The following is a 15,945-nucleotide window of genomic DNA, read 5'->3' on the forward strand; positions in this document are numbered from 1 at the left end:
CTCCCATCGGGGAGGAGGGTGCCATTATCGCAACGCCCACCACTCGCGTGAGCAGGCGTCTTTCCCGTCCGGGCAGTGTTTACAGCTACCGGTCAAACACCCGGTAGCCTCTTCCTGAATGCGAACCGCTTTGCCCATGGCCTCCATGCGCGCGAGCATGGCATCGATCAGCGCTCGCGGCGTGTGCAGTGTCGCGCTGAGCTGGCTGGCTTCCATTCGCCCGCGCAAGGCCAGTAAATCCCGTACGTCAATTAACGATGCCATCATGTCGCTCCTTAGTGGCAGTCGCCCGCCGGGCTGTCGCAGCAACTGGCGACGGTTTTGCGTGTTGCCAGCAGGTTGACGTTCACCCGGCTTCTGGCACGGCGCAGCGCGCCAATGACCACAACGTTGAACAGGAGCACCGCCAGAATGCAGGTCAGACTGTAAACCGGGTGCTGGTTAAACGTCACCGTCTGGTAGAACAGGGTCGACAGCGAGTAGGCGATGTTCAGTCCCCATAATACCGAGAACCCCATCCAGCCACGGCTGGATTCACGGGCGATAGCGCCCATTGCCGTGATGCAGGGAACGTAAAGCAACACAAAAATCAGGTAGCTGTAAGCGGCTGCCGCACTGCCGAATTTCTCACTCATCACGCCCATTGTACCGGTGGCCATCTCACCCTCGCCTTTGCTGGCTTCAATCGGGTTGGCCAGCACGCTCAGACTGAACGTGTCTTGCAGGCTTTTCCAGGTTTCGCTCAGCGCTGCCGCTAACTCGCCCGTCAGGCTGAATTCCGCCGGATTAAACGCCGCTTCCTGAATATTTTCGGCGGTGTAGAGCGTATTCAGCGTACCCACCACCACTTCTTTTGCCATCGCGCCGGTGAACAGCCCGACCGTCGCTTGCCAGTGATCGCCATGCACGCCAATCGGCTCTAACAGGGGAGTGAAGACGCGGCTAATGGAAGCCAACGCCGACTCGTCGATTTTGTCGACGGTGCGGCCATCCAGCGAGAAGCTGTTCATCGCGCTCAGGAAAATACTGACCACGATAATCACTTTACCGGCACGGATAACAAAACCTTTCAGACGTTGCCAGGTTTGCAGCAGCAGGCTTTTCAGGTGAGGTACATGATAAACCGGCAGCTCCATAACGAACGGAGTCGCTTCACCGCGCAGCAGAGTGAACTTCAGCATCAGCCCGGTCAGAATAGCCATTACAATGCCAAGCACATACAGTGAGAAGACCGTCACCGCGCCTTGCTGACCAAAGAAAGCCGCAGCAAAGACGGCAAAGATCGCCAGACGCGCACCGCAGGACATAAACGGCGCCATCATCATGGTGATCAACCGTTCACGCGGTGCATCGAGCGTACGCGCACCCATCACCGATGGCACGTTGCAGCCAAAGCCCACAATCAACGGCACAAAGGATTTACCCGGCAATCCCAGCGATTGCATCAGGCGATCCATCACAAAGGCGGCGCGCGCCATATACCCGGAGTCTTCTAGGAAAGACATAAACAGGTACATCATGCCAAGCTGGGGAACCAGCGGCAGTACGGTATTCACCCCACCGCCCAGCCCCTGAGCAAGGAACACGGTTAGCCATGCCGGGAAGTGCAGCGTATAACCCAGCCACTGAATGCCATGCACGAAAACTGCCACTGAACCGGCATCAAAAATAGGTGCGAACGCGCCACCGATATTAATGGCGAACAGGAACATCAGGTACATCACGAACAGGAAGACAGGCAGGCCCAAAAAGCGGTTCAGGATCACGCGGTCGACCGCGGCCGTGAACTGGCTGGGCTCGGCAGTCAGCGTGTTGCTCACCGCGTCGCAAATGGCGGCGATGGATTGATAACGTGCATCGGCAATATGCAGTGCCGGGTCATCCATTTCGGCCTGCAAACGAGACAGGCTGGTATCCAGGTGCTGGGCGCTGATGCCTGAATTGGCGCGGCTGTAGATATCGCCCTCCAGCATTTGCAGCCCCATCCAACGGCGTTGCTGCCACGGCGTCTCGTCACCCATCAAATGCGCCAGCGCGTCAGCTTCTCGTGCGAGTGGTTGAGCGTAATGCACCAGTTCAACGCTGTCGTTAGCCTGATGACGGTCGATCGCCAGCTTAAGGGCTTCTATGCCGCGGCCCCGTGTGGAAACCAGTGGGATTACCGGGCAACCAAGGCGCGCAGCAAGGGCATCGACATCAATGCGTACTTTCTGCTTTTCGGCGATATCAAGCATATTCAGCGCGATAATGCAGGGAATGCCGAGTTCCAGCAGTTGTAAGGTCAGGTAGAGGTTGCGCTCCAGGTTGGAGGCATCTACCACGTTAATCAGCAAGTCTGCGTCGCCGCTCAGAATGTAGTGGCAGGCAATCTGTTCATCCAGTGAGGTTTGCGCAGAAATGGTGGTCAGGGAGTAAGTACCAGGAAGGTCGACCAGCGTAACCTGTTTATCTGTGGTGGTGAATGAACCCTCTTTGCGTTCAACGGTAACGCCAGCCCAGTTACCTACACGCTGGCGCGCACCGGTTAACTGATTGAATAATGTCGTCTTGCCTGAATTAGGATTACCAATTAAGCCAATGGTTATTTTTTTCATTTTACGTAACTCTCTGTAACGGCTGAACCATTAACGTGAAACTGCTTCCAGCTCAAGGAAGGCGAGATCTTTTTTTCGTAACACCAAATTAACGCGTCGGGTTTCGATATGAATGGGATCGCCTAACGGTGCCACACGTACCACATTAAAAGAGGAACCGGGCAACATGCCTAAAGAGAGGAGTTTTTGCCGCCATGCCGGGCTAATTTCTTGTGAAAAGCCGGTAATTTTCCACGCGCTGTCAGGAGAGAATTGCATAGAACCTACTTATGTACGCTGTGAACCAATATTTATCATGCGTCGTGCGGGCGCATGGCATCCGGTAAAGGGCCAATGAAAAAAGAGAAATACTCAACATGGCACAATGATAATGAGAATAGTTTTTATCATCAATCATAAAAATGCGCTGGCAGGCAGTCGAATATATTAATTTGGGCCTGTTTTGACGTAGCTCAACATTTTGTTGTGTTATCCATTTCGTGCTGCATTGGATAAAGAGAAACACAAAAAGATCGTTAATGGCATTTTTCAGACTTAAGCGTTTATTAAGAATGGAAAGTGGATAACGTAAATAAGGCGCAGATACAGGGCATTAAGCGAGCTAATTATAGATAGGGTTGATTAATATTTTTGAACGCTAATTAGCATGTAAAATAATGCGTTAGTTTTATTTCGTCGAATAACGGTGCGGATCAATACTTATATTTTCGAATAGTTTGAGGAAAAATAGCCCTTCTCTTGTTCCGGAAGGGCTATCGTTGACGTTTAGCGTTTCTTACCCATTGCTGCCGCTAACGCATCCATCATTGCGCTGTTGCCGCTGGGTTGTGCATCGCGGCCGCGCGGGGCTTTCGCCGGGCGCGCATTGTTGCGGCCTGCATCGCGGTTGCCCCCGTTGCTGTTGCCATTACCGCGACGGGTGGTGCTGTCGCCGGGTTGCTCATCCAGACGCATGGTCAGCGCGATGCGTTTGCGCGGGAGATCCACTTCAAGCACCTTCACTTTGACGATATCGCCTGCTTTGACCACCGTATGTGGATCTTCAACGAACTTGTCCGCCAGCGAAGAGATATGGACCAGGCCATCCTGATGCACGCCGATGTCAACGAACGCACCGAAGTTAGTGACGTTGGTGACCGCACCTTCCAGCACCATGCCGGGCAGCAGGTCGTTGAGGGTTTCAACGCCTTCAGCAAAGGTCGCGGTTTTGAACTCCGGACGCGGGTCGCGACCCGGTTTCTCCAGCTCTTTGATAATGTCCGTCACCGTTGGCACACCGAAGCGCTCATCGGTAAATTCAGCGGCATTCAGTTTGCGCAGTTCGCTGCTGTTGCCCATCAAATCGCGCAGGGATTGCGCGGTTGCCGCCAGAATACGCTCCACCACCGGGTACGTTTCCGGGTGGACCGTTGAGGCATCGAGCGGGTTGTCGCCGTGGTTGATACGCAGGAAACCTGCACACTGTTCAAAGGCTTTCGGCCCAAGACGGCTAACTTTGAGTAACTGCTGGCGATTCTGGAACTGACCATTTTCATCACGCCAGGTGACGATATTCTGCGCCATCATGCGGGTCAGGCCCGCCACGCGTGTTAGCAGCGGAACAGAGGCGGTATTCAGGTCAACGCCGACGGCGTTCACGCAGTCTTCGACGACCGCATCCAGCTTACGTGCTAACTGCGTCTGGCTGACATCGTGCTGATATTGGCCGACGCCGATGGATTTGGGATCAATTTTCACCAGCTCAGCCAGGGGATCCTGTAAACGGCGGGCAATAGAGACTGCACCGCGCAGGGAAACGTCGAGATCCGGGAACTCCAGCGCTGCAAGCTCAGATGCGGAGTAGACCGATGCGCCTGCTTCACTGACGATCACTTTTTGCGCAGTGACTTTCGGGAACTGTTTTTGCACATCGAGATAGAAACGTTCTGTTTCGCGGGACGCGGTGCCGTTACCGATGGCGACCAGCTCAACGTTATGCTTCTCACACAGTGTCGCCACGGCAACCGCCGCTTTCGCAGCCTGGCCGGTATGCGGATAAATGGTGTCGGTCGCCACCAGTTTGCCGGTGCTATCCACGACCGCGACTTTTACGCCGGTACGCAGACCCGGATCGAGTCCCATGGTGGCGCGCAGTCCTGCCGGTGCGGCCATCAACAGATCGTGCAGGTTGCGGGCAAAAACGTTAATCGCTTCATCTTCTGCGCGTTCACGCACCGTGCCCATCAGCTCGGTTTCCAGATGCATTAACACTTTGATGCGCCAGGTCCAGCTCACCACGCCTTTGCGCCAGCTATCTGCCGGGGCATTGTTAAGACGCAGGCCGAGATGATCGATAATGATCTGCTCGCAGTGGCTCTCTTTTGGCGGCTCGTCAAATTGCGGGTCGGCATTCAGCGAGAGCTGAAGCACGCCTTCGTTGCGCCCACGGAACATGGCCAGTGCGCGGTGAGACGGGGTGGTGGCAATCGGTTCATGATGATCGAAGTAGTCGCGGAATTTCGCGCCTTCTTCCTCTTTGCCACTGACGACAGTCGACACCAGATGAGCGTTTTTCCACAGATAGTCGCGCACTTTTGCCAGCAGCGCGGCATCTTCGGCGAAGCGTTCCATCAGGATATAACGTGCACCATCCAGCGCGGCTTTGCTGTCTGCGATGCCTTTCCTGGCGTCGACAAAGGTCGCGGCTAAGGTGTCCGGATCCTGTGAAGGATCGGTCCATAACGCATCGGCCAGCGGCTCCAGACCGGCTTCAATGGCAATCTGCCCGCGGGTGCGGCGTTTAGGTTTGTATGGCAGGTAGAGATCTTCGAGTTCGGTTTTGCTCAGCGTACCGTTAATGGCTTTGGCCAGTTCGTCGCTGAGTTTGCCCTGCTCGCCAATGGATTTGAGGATCGCCTGACGGCGTTCTTCCAGTTCGCGCAGGTAGACAAGACGGGTTTCGAGCTGACGCAGTTGCGTGTCGTCCAGACCGCCGGTGACCTCTTTACGATAGCGCGCGATAAACGGCACTGTGTTCCCTTCATCAAGCAGGCGAACGGCGGATTCCACCTGTTCGGCCCGGGCCTGAAGTTCACCCGCAATAATGCGGCAGAGCGAATCATTCATCATTTTTTTATCATCTTCTGCATAAAAACAGCGTGTAGTTATACGGACTGGCGCTGAAAATTGCCAGCCGCTATGGGTTGCTCTCGGACTGTTCCGGATGGGTTATTTCACATACTCAATTTCGTTAACGTACCAGGTCGCTTCGCCGCCCGGTGTCTGCACCACGGCGACATCTCCCGCTTCTTTCTTCAGCAAAGCGCGCGCCATCGGCGAGTCGATTGAGATGTAATCTTTACGACCAAAGATCTCGTCATAACCCACGATGCGAAAACGCAGGGTTGCGCCCTCATCGTTTTCAATTTCCACCCAGGCGCCAAAGAACACTTTGCCTTCCTGCTGTGGTGAATAATCAACAATTTTCAGGTTTTCCAGACATTTGGTGAGATAACGTACCCGGCGGTCTATCTCACGCAGGCGTTTTTTATTGTACTGGTAGTCGGCGTTTTCGCTGCGGTCGCCCAGGCTCGCGGCCCAGGTCACTTTTTTGGTGACTTCCGGGCGCTCCTCACGCCAGAGAAAATCGAGTTCCTGCTTCAGTTTGTCGTAACCTTCACGGGTGATCAGGGGCGTTTTCATGCAATTGCCTTTTCTCTGTCTCGCACATGCTTTACAAATCGTTATGTCTAAGGTGCGGATTAATCATGCTTTCTGTGATGAAATATGCATATAACTTGCTGTTAAATATGCTTTGTAACAATTTCGACTAGAATGTATACCAGATTTAGCTGGTCGTGAACGCGCACTTTTTTAGAATACGGATTCATAATTGTCGGAACCTTTGGGAGTATAAACAATGCAAGAGAATTATAAGATTCTGGTAGTGGATGACGACATGCGTCTGCGCGCATTACTTGAGCGTTATCTTACCGAGCAAGGCTTCCAGGTTCGTAGCGTCGCTAACGCTGAACAAATGGATCGTTTGTTAACCCGTGAATCTTTCCATCTGATGGTGCTGGATCTGATGCTGCCCGGCGAAGATGGCCTCTCTATCTGCCGCCGTCTGCGCAGCCAGAGCAACCCGATGCCGATCATTATGGTGACGGCGAAAGGGGAAGAGGTGGACCGTATCGTTGGTCTGGAAATTGGCGCTGACGACTACATTCCCAAACCGTTTAACCCGCGTGAACTGCTGGCGCGTATTCGCGCGGTACTGCGCCGCCAGGCGAATGAACTGCCGGGCGCACCCTCTCAGGAAGAAGCGGTCATTGCCTTTGGTAAATTCAAACTGAACCTCGGTACCCGTGAAATGTTCCGCGAAGATGAACCGATGCCGCTGACCAGCGGTGAGTTTGCGGTGCTGAAAGCGCTGGTCAGTCACCCGCGTGAGCCGCTATCGCGCGATAAGCTGATGAACCTCGCGCGCGGTCGTGAATATTCGGCGATGGAACGTTCTATTGATGTGCAGATTTCCCGTCTGCGCCGCATGGTGGAAGAGGATCCTGCTCATCCACGTTATATTCAGACCGTGTGGGGTCTGGGCTACGTATTTGTGCCGGATGGCTCTAAAGCATGAAGCGAGTGCGCTTCTCACCGCGCAGTTCATTCGCCCGCACGTTGTTGCTCATTGTCACCTTGCTGTTCGTCAGCCTGGTGACAACTTACCTGGTGGTGCTGAACTTCGCCATTTTGCCCAGCCTCCAGCAGTTTAATAAGGTTCTCGCCTACGAAGTACGTATGTTGATGACCGATAAACTGCAACTGGAGGATGGTACGCAACTGGTGGTGCCACCGGCGTTTCGTCGCGAAATCTACCGGGAATTAGGGATTTCGCTCTACTCCAACGAGGCCGCGGAAGACGCAGGTCTGCGTTGGGCTCAGCATTATGAGTTCTTAAGTCAGCAGATGGCGCAGCAGCTTGGCGGGCCGACTGAGGTGCGCGTCGAGGTGAACAAAAGTTCGCCAGTCGTGTGGCTGAAGACCTGGCTGTCGCCCAATATCTGGGTGCGTGTGCCGTTGACCGAAATTCACCAGGGCGACTTCTCTCCGCTGTTCCGTTACACGCTGGCGATTATGCTGCTGGCGATAGGCGGCGCCTGGCTGTTTATCCGCATTCAGAACCGACCGCTTGTTGACCTGGAACATGCCGCGCTCAAAGTGGGGAAAGGGCAAATTCCGGCGCCGTTGCGGGAATATGGCGCATCGGAAGTGCGTTCGGTGACTCGCGCCTTTAACCAGATGGCCGCTGGGGTGAAACAACTGGCGGATGACCGCACGTTGTTAATGGCCGGGGTGAGCCATGATTTGCGCACGCCACTGACGCGTATCCGCCTGGCGACGGAAATGATGGCGGAAGAAGATGGCTATCTTGCCGAGTCGATTAATAAAGATATTGAAGAGTGCAACGCCATTATCGAGCAGTTTATTGATTATCTGCGTACCGGTCAGGAGATGCCGATGGAAATGGCGGAACTGAATGCGGTGCTTGGCGAAGTGGTGGCAGCCGAAAGCGGCTATGAGCGGGAAATTGAGACGGCATTAAACGCCAGCGAGATCTTCGTGCGTATGCATCCGCTTTCGATTAAGCGTGCAGTCGCCAACATGGTGGTGAATGCGGCACGCTATGGCAAAGGCTGGATTAAAGTCAGCAGCGGCACCGAATTGAATCGTGCCTGGTTCCAGGTGGAGGATGACGGCCCGGGCATTAAGCCGGAACAACGTAAGCATCTGTTCCAGCCGTTTGTCCGTGGCGATAGCGCCCGTAGCACCAGCGGCACCGGTCTTGGCCTGGCGATTGTGCAGCGTATTGTCGATAACCATAACGGTTTGCTGGAACTGGGCACCAGCGAGCGCGGCGGGTTATCTATTCGCGCCTGGCTACCTGTTCCTGTTGCTCGCGTGAGCGGGCCAACGAAAGACGCCTGAATAAAAAACCCGCCAGTAGGCGGGTTTTGTTTCTCTTGCGTTGCCGGATTACAGTTTCGGCCCGGCGCTGACCAGCGCGGCGCCAGCAGGGGTATCCGTGTATTTCTCGAAGTTTTCCACAAACAGCGTGGCCAGTTGCGTGGCCTTCTCCTGCCATTGTTCCGGCGAGGCGTAGGTGTTGCGTGGATCGAGAATCCGGCTGTCCACGCCGGGCAGCGTTGTGGGGATGGCCAGGTTAAACATCGGCAGGGTGAAGGTTTCGGCGTCGTCCAGCGAGCCATCCAGAATCGCGTCGATGATGGCGCGGGTATCTTTGATGGAAATACGCTTGCCGGTGCCATTCCAGCCGGTATTGACCAGATAAGCCTGCGCGCCGGATGCCTGCATGCGTTTCACCAGAACTTCTGCGTACTGCGTTGGATGCAGCGACAGGAACGCCGCACCAAAACAGGCGGAGAAGGTCGGCGTCGGTTCTGTTACCCCGCGCTCAGTACCCGCCAGTTTAGCGGTAAAGCCGGAAAGGAAGTGGTACTGCGTCTGGCTTGCTGTGAGGCGTGACACCGGCGGCAGTACGCCAAAAGCATCCGCCGTCAGGAAGATCACCTTGGTAGCGTGACCCGCTTTTGATACCGGTTTAACGATATTCTGAATATGGTAAATCGGATACGACACGCGGGTGTTTTCCGTTTTCGAGGCATCATCATAATCGATGCTGCCATCGGCGCGGACGCTGACGTTTTCCAGCAGCGCATCCCGACGGATGGCGTGGAAGATATCCGGTTCCGCTTCTTCAGAGAGACGGATCGTTTTGGCGTAGCAACCCCCTTCGAAGTTAAACACGCCATCGTCATCCCAACCGTGCTCATCATCGCCAATCAGACGACGCTTGGGATCGGTGGAGAGGGTGGTTTTGCCGGTACCGGAAAGGCCAAAGAACACCGCGACATCGCCTTTCTCGCCGACGTTAGCGGAGCAGTGCATCGACGCAATGCCTTGCAGCGGCAGCAGATAATTCATGATTGAGAACATGCCTTTTTTCATCTCGCCGCCGTACCAGGTACCGCCAATTAACTGGATGCGTTCGGTGAGGTTAAAGGCCACAAAGTTCTCGGAGTTCAGCCCTTGCTCCTGCCACTGGGGGTTGGTGCACTTCGCACCGTTCATCACAATAAAATCCGGCGTAAAGCTTGCCAGTTCCTCTTCCGTCGGGCGAATAAACATGTTTTTGACGAAATGCGCCTGCCAGGCCACTTCAGTAATGAAGCGCACGGCAAGACGGGTGTCCGGGTTGGCGCCGCAAAAGGCATCAATAATAAACAGGCGCTTTCCGGAGAGTTGTTGCGTGACCAGACCTTTCAGGTGCTGCCAGATTTCAGGGGAGAGCGGTTTGTTGTCGTTTTTACCTTTGCCTTTATCAGACCACCACACGGTGTCGCGGGTAGTGTCGTCACGGACAATGTATTTATCTTTCGGCGAACGGCCGGTAAAAATACCGGTGTCGACGGCGACAGCACCAGAATTCGTCAACACACCACGCTCATATCCCTCCAGGTCTGGGCGGAGCTCTTCCTGATACAGCGTATCGTAATCGGGGTTGTAGACGAGATCCTGAACATCGTTGATACCATAAGCCTTGAGATCTTGCGGGGTTAAGCTCTTAACACGCATATCACTACTCCTTAGCCAAGATGTACTGCCTGAAATTGTAGGGTTGTTCTTCATTTGTTAACCGGGACGACGCTCATAGATTTACGTATCTCGACAAACCCAAACTAACGGAAAACGCTGTGACACCCGTCACGCAACGGAACGGATTATGGCAAATTACATCATAATGATCGGGAAAATGTTCTTAAAACACCATAACGCAACATTTTAAACCGTCACTTTGTGACTGTAATCGCTTTCATGAAAGAAAGTTACGTAAGAGTTTCAGGCGGGATTGTAGCGGAAACGTGACAAGATTTGCAAAAACGCCGCCCGAAGGCGGCGCGAAATAGTCTGTCAGTGAACCTGAGGATCGGCTGGAGAGGCATTATTGCGGATTTCAGCAATATCCATCGCGTTAAACAGATAATGATTACCGCAGTAGTCGCAGTGCATATCGATTTCACCCTCTTCGGCAAGAATGCTATCGACTTCTTCATCCGGCAGGGTTTTCAGCGCGCCAGCGCAACGCTCGCGAGAGCAGGTGCATTTAAATTCCACATCCTGCGGATCGTAGAGCGTGACCTCTTCTTCATGGTACAAACGCCACAGCACGTCTTCGGCGTTCAGCGTGAAAAGCTCTTCTGCTTTGATGGTTTCCGTCAGCACGCTCAGATGTTCGAAATCTGCAGCCTGGGTGTCCTGGGCAGGCAGTACCTGTAGCAGCATACCGCCGGCAGCGGGCTGGCCATCGACATCGCCGGTACGAATAAACAGGCGCGTCGGCAACTGTTCTGAGCGCAGGAAATAATCTTCCAGGCAGGCCGCCAGCGTATCGCCTTCCAGACCCACAACGCCCTGATAACGTTCGCCTTCTTCTGGCGTAATCGTAATCACCAGATAGCCATTACCGACCAGCGTTTTCAGATCGGCATTTTCCGGCACATCGCCCTGCACGCGGGCAACACCGCGCATCTGCTGGCGGTTATTGCCATTGATCACCGCCAGACTCATCGGGCCATCCCCTTGCAGTTGAACGGTGATATCACCGGCAAACTTCAGCGTGGCGGTGAGTAAGCTGGTTGCGACCAGCAGTTCCCCAAGGATGGTTTTCACCGGTAACGGATAGTTGTGGTTTTCCAGCACCTGTTTCCAGGTTTCGGATACGGTCACCAGCTCGCCGCGTACGGCATAGTTTTCAAACAGATAGCGGTGTAATTGGTCTTGATGGGCCATAATTATCTCTCTTGCGGGTGAGCGTTACTCGCTATCACCGTATTTAAATTTCATCAGATCGCGACGTTCTTTCTTATCCGGGCGACGATCGGGGTGCGGCATGGTCAGGGCATTGAGCTTGCGGGCAAGCGTCATTTTCTCGCGCTTCTCGATGCTTTCCGCTGTCTCTTCGTAAAGTGCTACCGCTTCATCGGCCGGACGGCGCTGTTCAGTGATGCCCTTAATGATGACCGTGCGTTCATCGTTTCCCTGACGCAGCGTTAAGGTGGCATTCAGCTCAACGATTTTACTCGGCTTGCTGCGCTGTCCGTTGTAATGCACTTTGCCGCCTTCAATCATCTCGCGGGCAATGGCGCGGGTTTTATAAAAACGCGCTGCCCACAGCCATTTATCCAGTCGGACATCTTGCGCAGGCTGTTGTTTCATTAAGCCTCCTTAAGAAGAGAAGGGATCAGTCGACGGTAATCGTTCATTCCCGGATGGCGTAAATAACTTTTTTCCGCCAGACCGGAATCCGGGTTCGTGACGCCAAGGCAGTAACCAATGCCAAATTTGGTCGCTGCGTCCAGAATAGGTTCGCTGTCGTCAATAAACAGCGTTCGTTCGGGGGTTAAGCCAGTTTCTTGCGTAACTGCTTGCCACAAACGCTGATCCTCTTTCGGATAACCAAATGTGTGGGTGGAAAGCAATAAATCAAGGTGCGACGCGAGTCCGGTGTGTTCAAGTTTGACGGCCAGGTTATGCGGGTGCGCATTGGTCAGCAAAATGCGGCGTTTTCCGCATTTTTTCAACGCATCCAGAAACGGCACGGTGTCTTCACGTAGCACGGCCTGTGGCCCATGCTGGGTGGTCATCGCGCAGATATCGAGACCGAGTCGCTCGCTCCAGTAATCCAGACAATACCAGTTTAGCGTATGCTGCACGGCGTGATACTCCTGGCGGAGGACGTTCTGCGCTTCATCCGGGGTTAAGCCTTGTTTCGCACCGAAGGTTTCTGGCACCAGTTTTTGCCAGAAAAAATTGTCGAAAGCGAGATCGAGTAGCGTGCCATCCATGTCCAGCAGAACGGTATCGATATTCTGCCATGCGATATCAAGATGCATTGGAAAACTCCAGCCAGATGAAAACCTGCGCGACAGGTTAACACAGCTCGTTCAGCGGGTCGTTATCAGCTGAGGCTTTCCTGCGTGGGGAGCAGTTGTGGATTCAGGCAGCTTTGATAGTACTGCTGAATCTCTTCGAGGCGCGTGCGATTACGCTGGTAACGACGCAGCGCAAGGACACCGTTGTAGACGGTACTGATGATCATGGTCAGCAGCAACAGTGTGGTGCCTGCATAGCGCCACAGGCCCGTAGTGTCCGGCATCCGGTGCAGACTGATGTGCTTGGTGCCGTTGGCATCTGTATAAATGTTGGTGATGATCCCTTCTGCGCTGAATGGTGTTTGCATCAGCATTTGTGCCAGCCGTTGGAATTCATTCCACTGTTCCTGCGCAGGATAGTCATACAGGGCGATCGGTGGCCATGGCTGGTCGACAAGCTCGTTGCCCTCTTCGCTGACAATCAGGAAACCTCCTGGAGCAGGGCTGTTCAGCGCCTGCGCCGCGCGGGTTGTTTCACGCATGATAAAGGGCGCGGTGGAGGTCGTGACCAAATTATCCAGCGACTCCGCGCTTACCGGGCGCAGCAGAACGTTCACACCGGTGAGTTTCCCTTCGCTTGCCCGTTTGGTCAGCGTGTCCCAGTCTTTGCTGTTACCCAGGTTAACCAGCGCATTTTTCAGCCGTAAACATTCGTCTTCAGCTGAGCACAAATCCTGGGTTTTCAGGACGATGTCGGCAAAGTCATCCAACAAGACCATGCCAGATTTCTGAATGGCGGAACGCAACACAGGGCTAACGCGGGAATCATCTTCTGCAGTAGGGTGTAACTGGCGGCTAACCGCCTGGGCAAGCGCCGTGGCTTTGGTCACCGTCGCGGACTCCGGCAAGGGCAGTGGTGGTGCGTTATTCCAGATAATCTGCGAACAGTCGAATGGCGTAAACGGTGATGTCTGACGCGAAGCCCAGTTATTCTGAGTATGAATGTTGCACATCCCGGTGCCGCTGAGGCGCAACGTGTCGCCTATGCGCAACCCCGCAGCTTCGAGTTGGTTGACGCTACTGGCCTCAATGGTTTGTGCGCCTTTGATCCACGAAACGGTGAATTTTATTGGCATATCCAGCGGCACCCAAATCAGCAGCATCGCCAGTACCACGAGCGAGCCGGTGGAGATGACCGCGCTGCGTACCCAGTGTTGCAACGGGAAGTTTTTCACCTCATCGTGCAGGGATAAAAAGCGCCCCTGGCGCACAACGTGGCGATCGAGATAAATATCGATATCCGTTTGTTGCCCCAGATCCTGCGTGACAAAAGGCTGCCAGTGGCGTGGATAAATCAGATCGATAATGCCCAGAGAGATATTGTTCATCTGCTCCTGATTATTTTCACCGAACAAACCCCAACGTTTTGGCGTACCGCGCAGACAGTGAATTTCTCGCAGGGTGTTTTTTGCTGGTGGCGCATACAGGCCCCATAACCCAGCGGCAAGCAACATAACAGCGCCGCCCGCCAGCCATGGAACGAAAACTTCGGGAGCCACCAGGCAGAAGAAGAACAGTAAGAAAGCGGTGGATACCAGCAGGGCTTCACGCATGCCGTCAGGTCGGCTTAAGGCGAACTCTTCCTGTGTTTCCCGGCGAATATTCAGCAGTTCGATCTGCTCCGTTTCTTCACCACGGATGGCAGAGTGCGCCGCAGAAACCCGCTCCAGTTCGCCACTGCGCTCTTCATTCATATATTCACTGAGGGTATGACCATTCAGTGAGATCACCAGCGGCAGTGAGTTGGTACGGATCAGTTCGACGTTGTTCTCATCGGTAATGTACTGCTCCCAAAAAGGCGGCAGATGCACTTCGACAGAATCAAGATAGTAGCGCCACTTATTGGGGGCGTCGGTAGTAATGCCATAGCGCGTAATGGAGTGCGCCACAAACAGAACCGTATTGCTCTGGGCATTTAATTTGATGGAAACCGGGGCTGTTGTTGCACCGGTTGGGCCTGGGATATTTTGTGTACGGGAGAGCGACTCCAGATAGTTTTCGACAGTTTCGCGCTCTTCTGGCAACAGTTTACGGGTCGTCGCGCCAGCGAAGGCCTGCAAATAAGGCAGCCTGTAGCGACGTTGCGACCTGAACCTGAAAATCCATCCAGCGAGGAATGCGCAGGCCAGCATAGCAGCGAAAAAAATCAAAATGGTGCTCATGCTTTCCCCATCTTACTTTTCCTAACAGGTGTAGTCAGTTGCACCCTTCCCGTAAATAATGTGTCGTGGTTCGCCGCTGCAAGCAGGAAATTAACTTGAGTAATTTTAAGCGCATACCATCACACACAAGAATAGCAAAACCACCCTAACGGGAATATCAGCAAATTCTTAGTTTTATTTCAAGCTATTGACTTTTTGGTTTATTTGGGGATTGATTTCTGATAGGTTACAAAAATGTAAATTAGCGGCGAATGACATTGCCCAAACCGTGTGTAGTGTCGCACAATAACGCAAGTTTCTCTGCAAAGACCGATAATAATGAGCGATTCATTGCAAAAACCCACCATTCTTAATGTTGAAACGGTCGCTTCTTCACGACTGTTTAACGTTGAAAGTGTGGATCTGGAATTTAGCAACGGTGTGCGCCGTGTCTACGAACGCATGCGTCCATCCACACACGAAGCCGTGATGATTGTGCCCATTGTCGACGACCATCTCATTCTGATCCGCGAATATGCAGTGGGAACCGAGTCCTACGAGTTGGGATTTTCCAAAGGTCTTATCGATCCTGGTGAGAGTATATACGAAGCGGCGAACCGGGAACTAAAAGAAGAAGTAGGATTTGGTGCAAATGAGCTTACTTTTCTGAAAAAACTCAGCATGGCGCCCTCTTATTTCTCCAGTAAGATGAATATCATCGTTGCTGAAGATCTCTATCCGGAATCCTTGCCCGGCGACGAGCCAGAGCCGCTGCCTCAGGTTCGCTGGCCGCTGAAGCATTTAATGGATTTGCTGGAAGATCCCGATTTCAATGAAGCGCGTAACGTCAGCGCACTGTTTCTGGTCCGTGAATGGCTAAAGGGGCAGGGGCGGCTGTAACGACCTAAGCAAGTAAAAGACCACCTTCTTAGAAGGTGGCTTTTGAGAATGCCCCCTGTAAGGGGGGCTATTGTCACTTTCCGCTTACTACTCTAGCAATTCCATTTGCTGTTCATGTATTTGTTCCGTTTTCTCCTGATGCCTCACATATCGTCTGATAATTTCCTCGTTCACACCGACAGTATCTACAAAGTAGCCACGTGACCAAAAGTGGTTGCCCCATAGCTTCTTTCTTATGTGTGGGAAACGATTGTAGAGTCTGATTGCGCTGCGACCTTTCAGATGCCCCATTAGAGTTGATATCGAGATTTTCGGCGG

14 protein-coding genes are annotated in these 15,945 nt (G+C 53.5%); 3 read left to right on the forward strand and 11 right to left on the reverse strand.

What is annotated here, in order from left to right; all coding sequences use genetic code 11:
* Positions 1-24: 24 nt before the first annotated feature.
* The 5 genes from feoC to greB all read right to left on the reverse strand — a co-directional run bounded on the left by feoC (position 25) and on the right by greB (position 6,275).
* Positions 25-264, reverse strand: a complete 240-nt coding sequence (gene feoC, locus GA0061071_RS12875; protein WP_061492860.1) for a [Fe-S]-dependent transcriptional repressor FeoC — start codon at positions 262-264, stop codon at positions 25-27.
* A gap of 11 nt (positions 265-275) precedes the next feature.
* A complete protein-coding gene (feoB, locus tag GA0061071_RS12880; protein WP_061492861.1) occupies positions 276-2,594 on the reverse strand; it encodes a Fe(2+) transporter permease subunit FeoB in 2,319 nt (772 codons plus the stop codon).
* 30 nt (positions 2,595-2,624) lie between these two features.
* Positions 2,625-2,852 carry a ferrous iron transporter A gene (gene feoA, locus GA0061071_RS12885; protein WP_017459530.1) on the reverse strand — a complete coding sequence of 76 codons (228 nt, stop codon included), beginning with the start codon at positions 2,850-2,852 and terminating at the stop codon, positions 2,625-2,627.
* A gap of 507 nt (positions 2,853-3,359) precedes the next feature.
* Positions 3,360-5,702, reverse strand: coding sequence for a Tex family protein (locus GA0061071_RS12890; protein WP_088238369.1), 2,343 nt, complete (start codon positions 5,700-5,702; stop codon positions 3,360-3,362).
* Positions 5,703-5,801: 99 nt separating this feature from the next.
* Positions 5,802-6,275, reverse strand: a complete 474-nt coding sequence (gene greB / locus GA0061071_RS12895; RefSeq protein ID WP_061492863.1) for a transcription elongation factor GreB — start codon at positions 6,273-6,275, stop codon at positions 5,802-5,804.
* A gap of 217 nt (positions 6,276-6,492) precedes the next feature.
* Here greB and ompR point away from each other — a divergent pair, with 217 nt between their 5' ends.
* Positions 6,493-7,212 carry an osmolarity response regulator transcription factor OmpR gene (gene ompR, locus GA0061071_RS12900; protein WP_001157751.1) on the forward strand — a complete coding sequence of 240 codons (720 nt, stop codon included), beginning with the start codon at positions 6,493-6,495 and terminating at the stop codon, positions 7,210-7,212.
* Positions 7,209-8,561 (forward strand): two-component system sensor histidine kinase EnvZ, encoded by a 1,353-nt coding sequence (envZ, locus tag GA0061071_RS12905; protein WP_061492864.1) that lies wholly within the window; start codon positions 7,209-7,211, stop codon positions 8,559-8,561. The genes ompR and envZ overlap by 4 nt, the downstream gene beginning before the upstream one ends.
* Before the next feature lie 48 nt (positions 8,562-8,609).
* Here the strand turns inward: envZ and pckA are convergent, their stop codons facing one another.
* The 5 genes from pckA to GA0061071_RS12930 all read right to left on the reverse strand — a co-directional run bounded on the left by pckA (position 8,610) and on the right by GA0061071_RS12930 (position 14,748).
* Entirely contained in the window at positions 8,610-10,229 is a 1,620-nt protein-coding gene (gene pckA, locus GA0061071_RS12910; protein WP_061492865.1) for a phosphoenolpyruvate carboxykinase (ATP), read from the reverse strand.
* 336 nt (positions 10,230-10,565) lie between these two features.
* Positions 10,566-11,444 (reverse strand): Hsp33 family molecular chaperone HslO, encoded by an 879-nt coding sequence (gene hslO, locus GA0061071_RS12915; RefSeq protein ID WP_088238370.1) that lies wholly within the window; start codon positions 11,442-11,444, stop codon positions 10,566-10,568.
* Between the two features lie 24 nt (positions 11,445-11,468).
* A complete protein-coding gene (hslR, locus tag GA0061071_RS12920; RefSeq protein WP_061492867.1) occupies positions 11,469-11,870 on the reverse strand; it encodes a ribosome-associated heat shock protein Hsp15 in 402 nt (133 codons plus the stop codon).
* Positions 11,870-12,547, reverse strand: a complete 678-nt coding sequence (gene yrfG, locus GA0061071_RS12925) for a GMP/IMP nucleotidase (RefSeq protein ID WP_088238371.1) — start codon at positions 12,545-12,547, stop codon at positions 11,870-11,872. The genes hslR and yrfG overlap by 1 nt, the downstream gene beginning before the upstream one ends.
* A 65-nt stretch (positions 12,548-12,612) precedes the next feature.
* Complete coding sequence (locus GA0061071_RS12930; RefSeq protein WP_088238372.1) at positions 12,613-14,748, reverse strand: intracellular growth attenuator family protein; 2,136 nt, start codon at positions 14,746-14,748, stop codon at positions 12,613-12,615.
* Positions 14,749-15,066: 318 nt separating this feature from the next.
* Between GA0061071_RS12930 and nudE the strand changes: the two genes are divergently transcribed.
* Positions 15,067-15,627, forward strand: a complete 561-nt coding sequence (gene nudE / locus GA0061071_RS12935) for an ADP compounds hydrolase NudE (protein WP_061492870.1) — start codon at positions 15,067-15,069, stop codon at positions 15,625-15,627.
* Between the two features lie 87 nt (positions 15,628-15,714).
* Here nudE and tnpA read toward each other — a convergent pair.
* On the reverse strand, positions 15,715-15,945 hold a 231-nt coding region (tnpA, locus tag GA0061071_RS12940; RefSeq protein ID WP_139109660.1), incomplete at its 5' end, for an IS200/IS605 family transposase.

Origin of the sequence: Kosakonia oryzendophytica, from assembly GCF_900094925.1 — a bacterium.
Classification (GTDB): domain Bacteria; phylum Pseudomonadota; class Gammaproteobacteria; order Enterobacterales; family Enterobacteriaceae; genus Kosakonia; species Kosakonia oryzendophytica.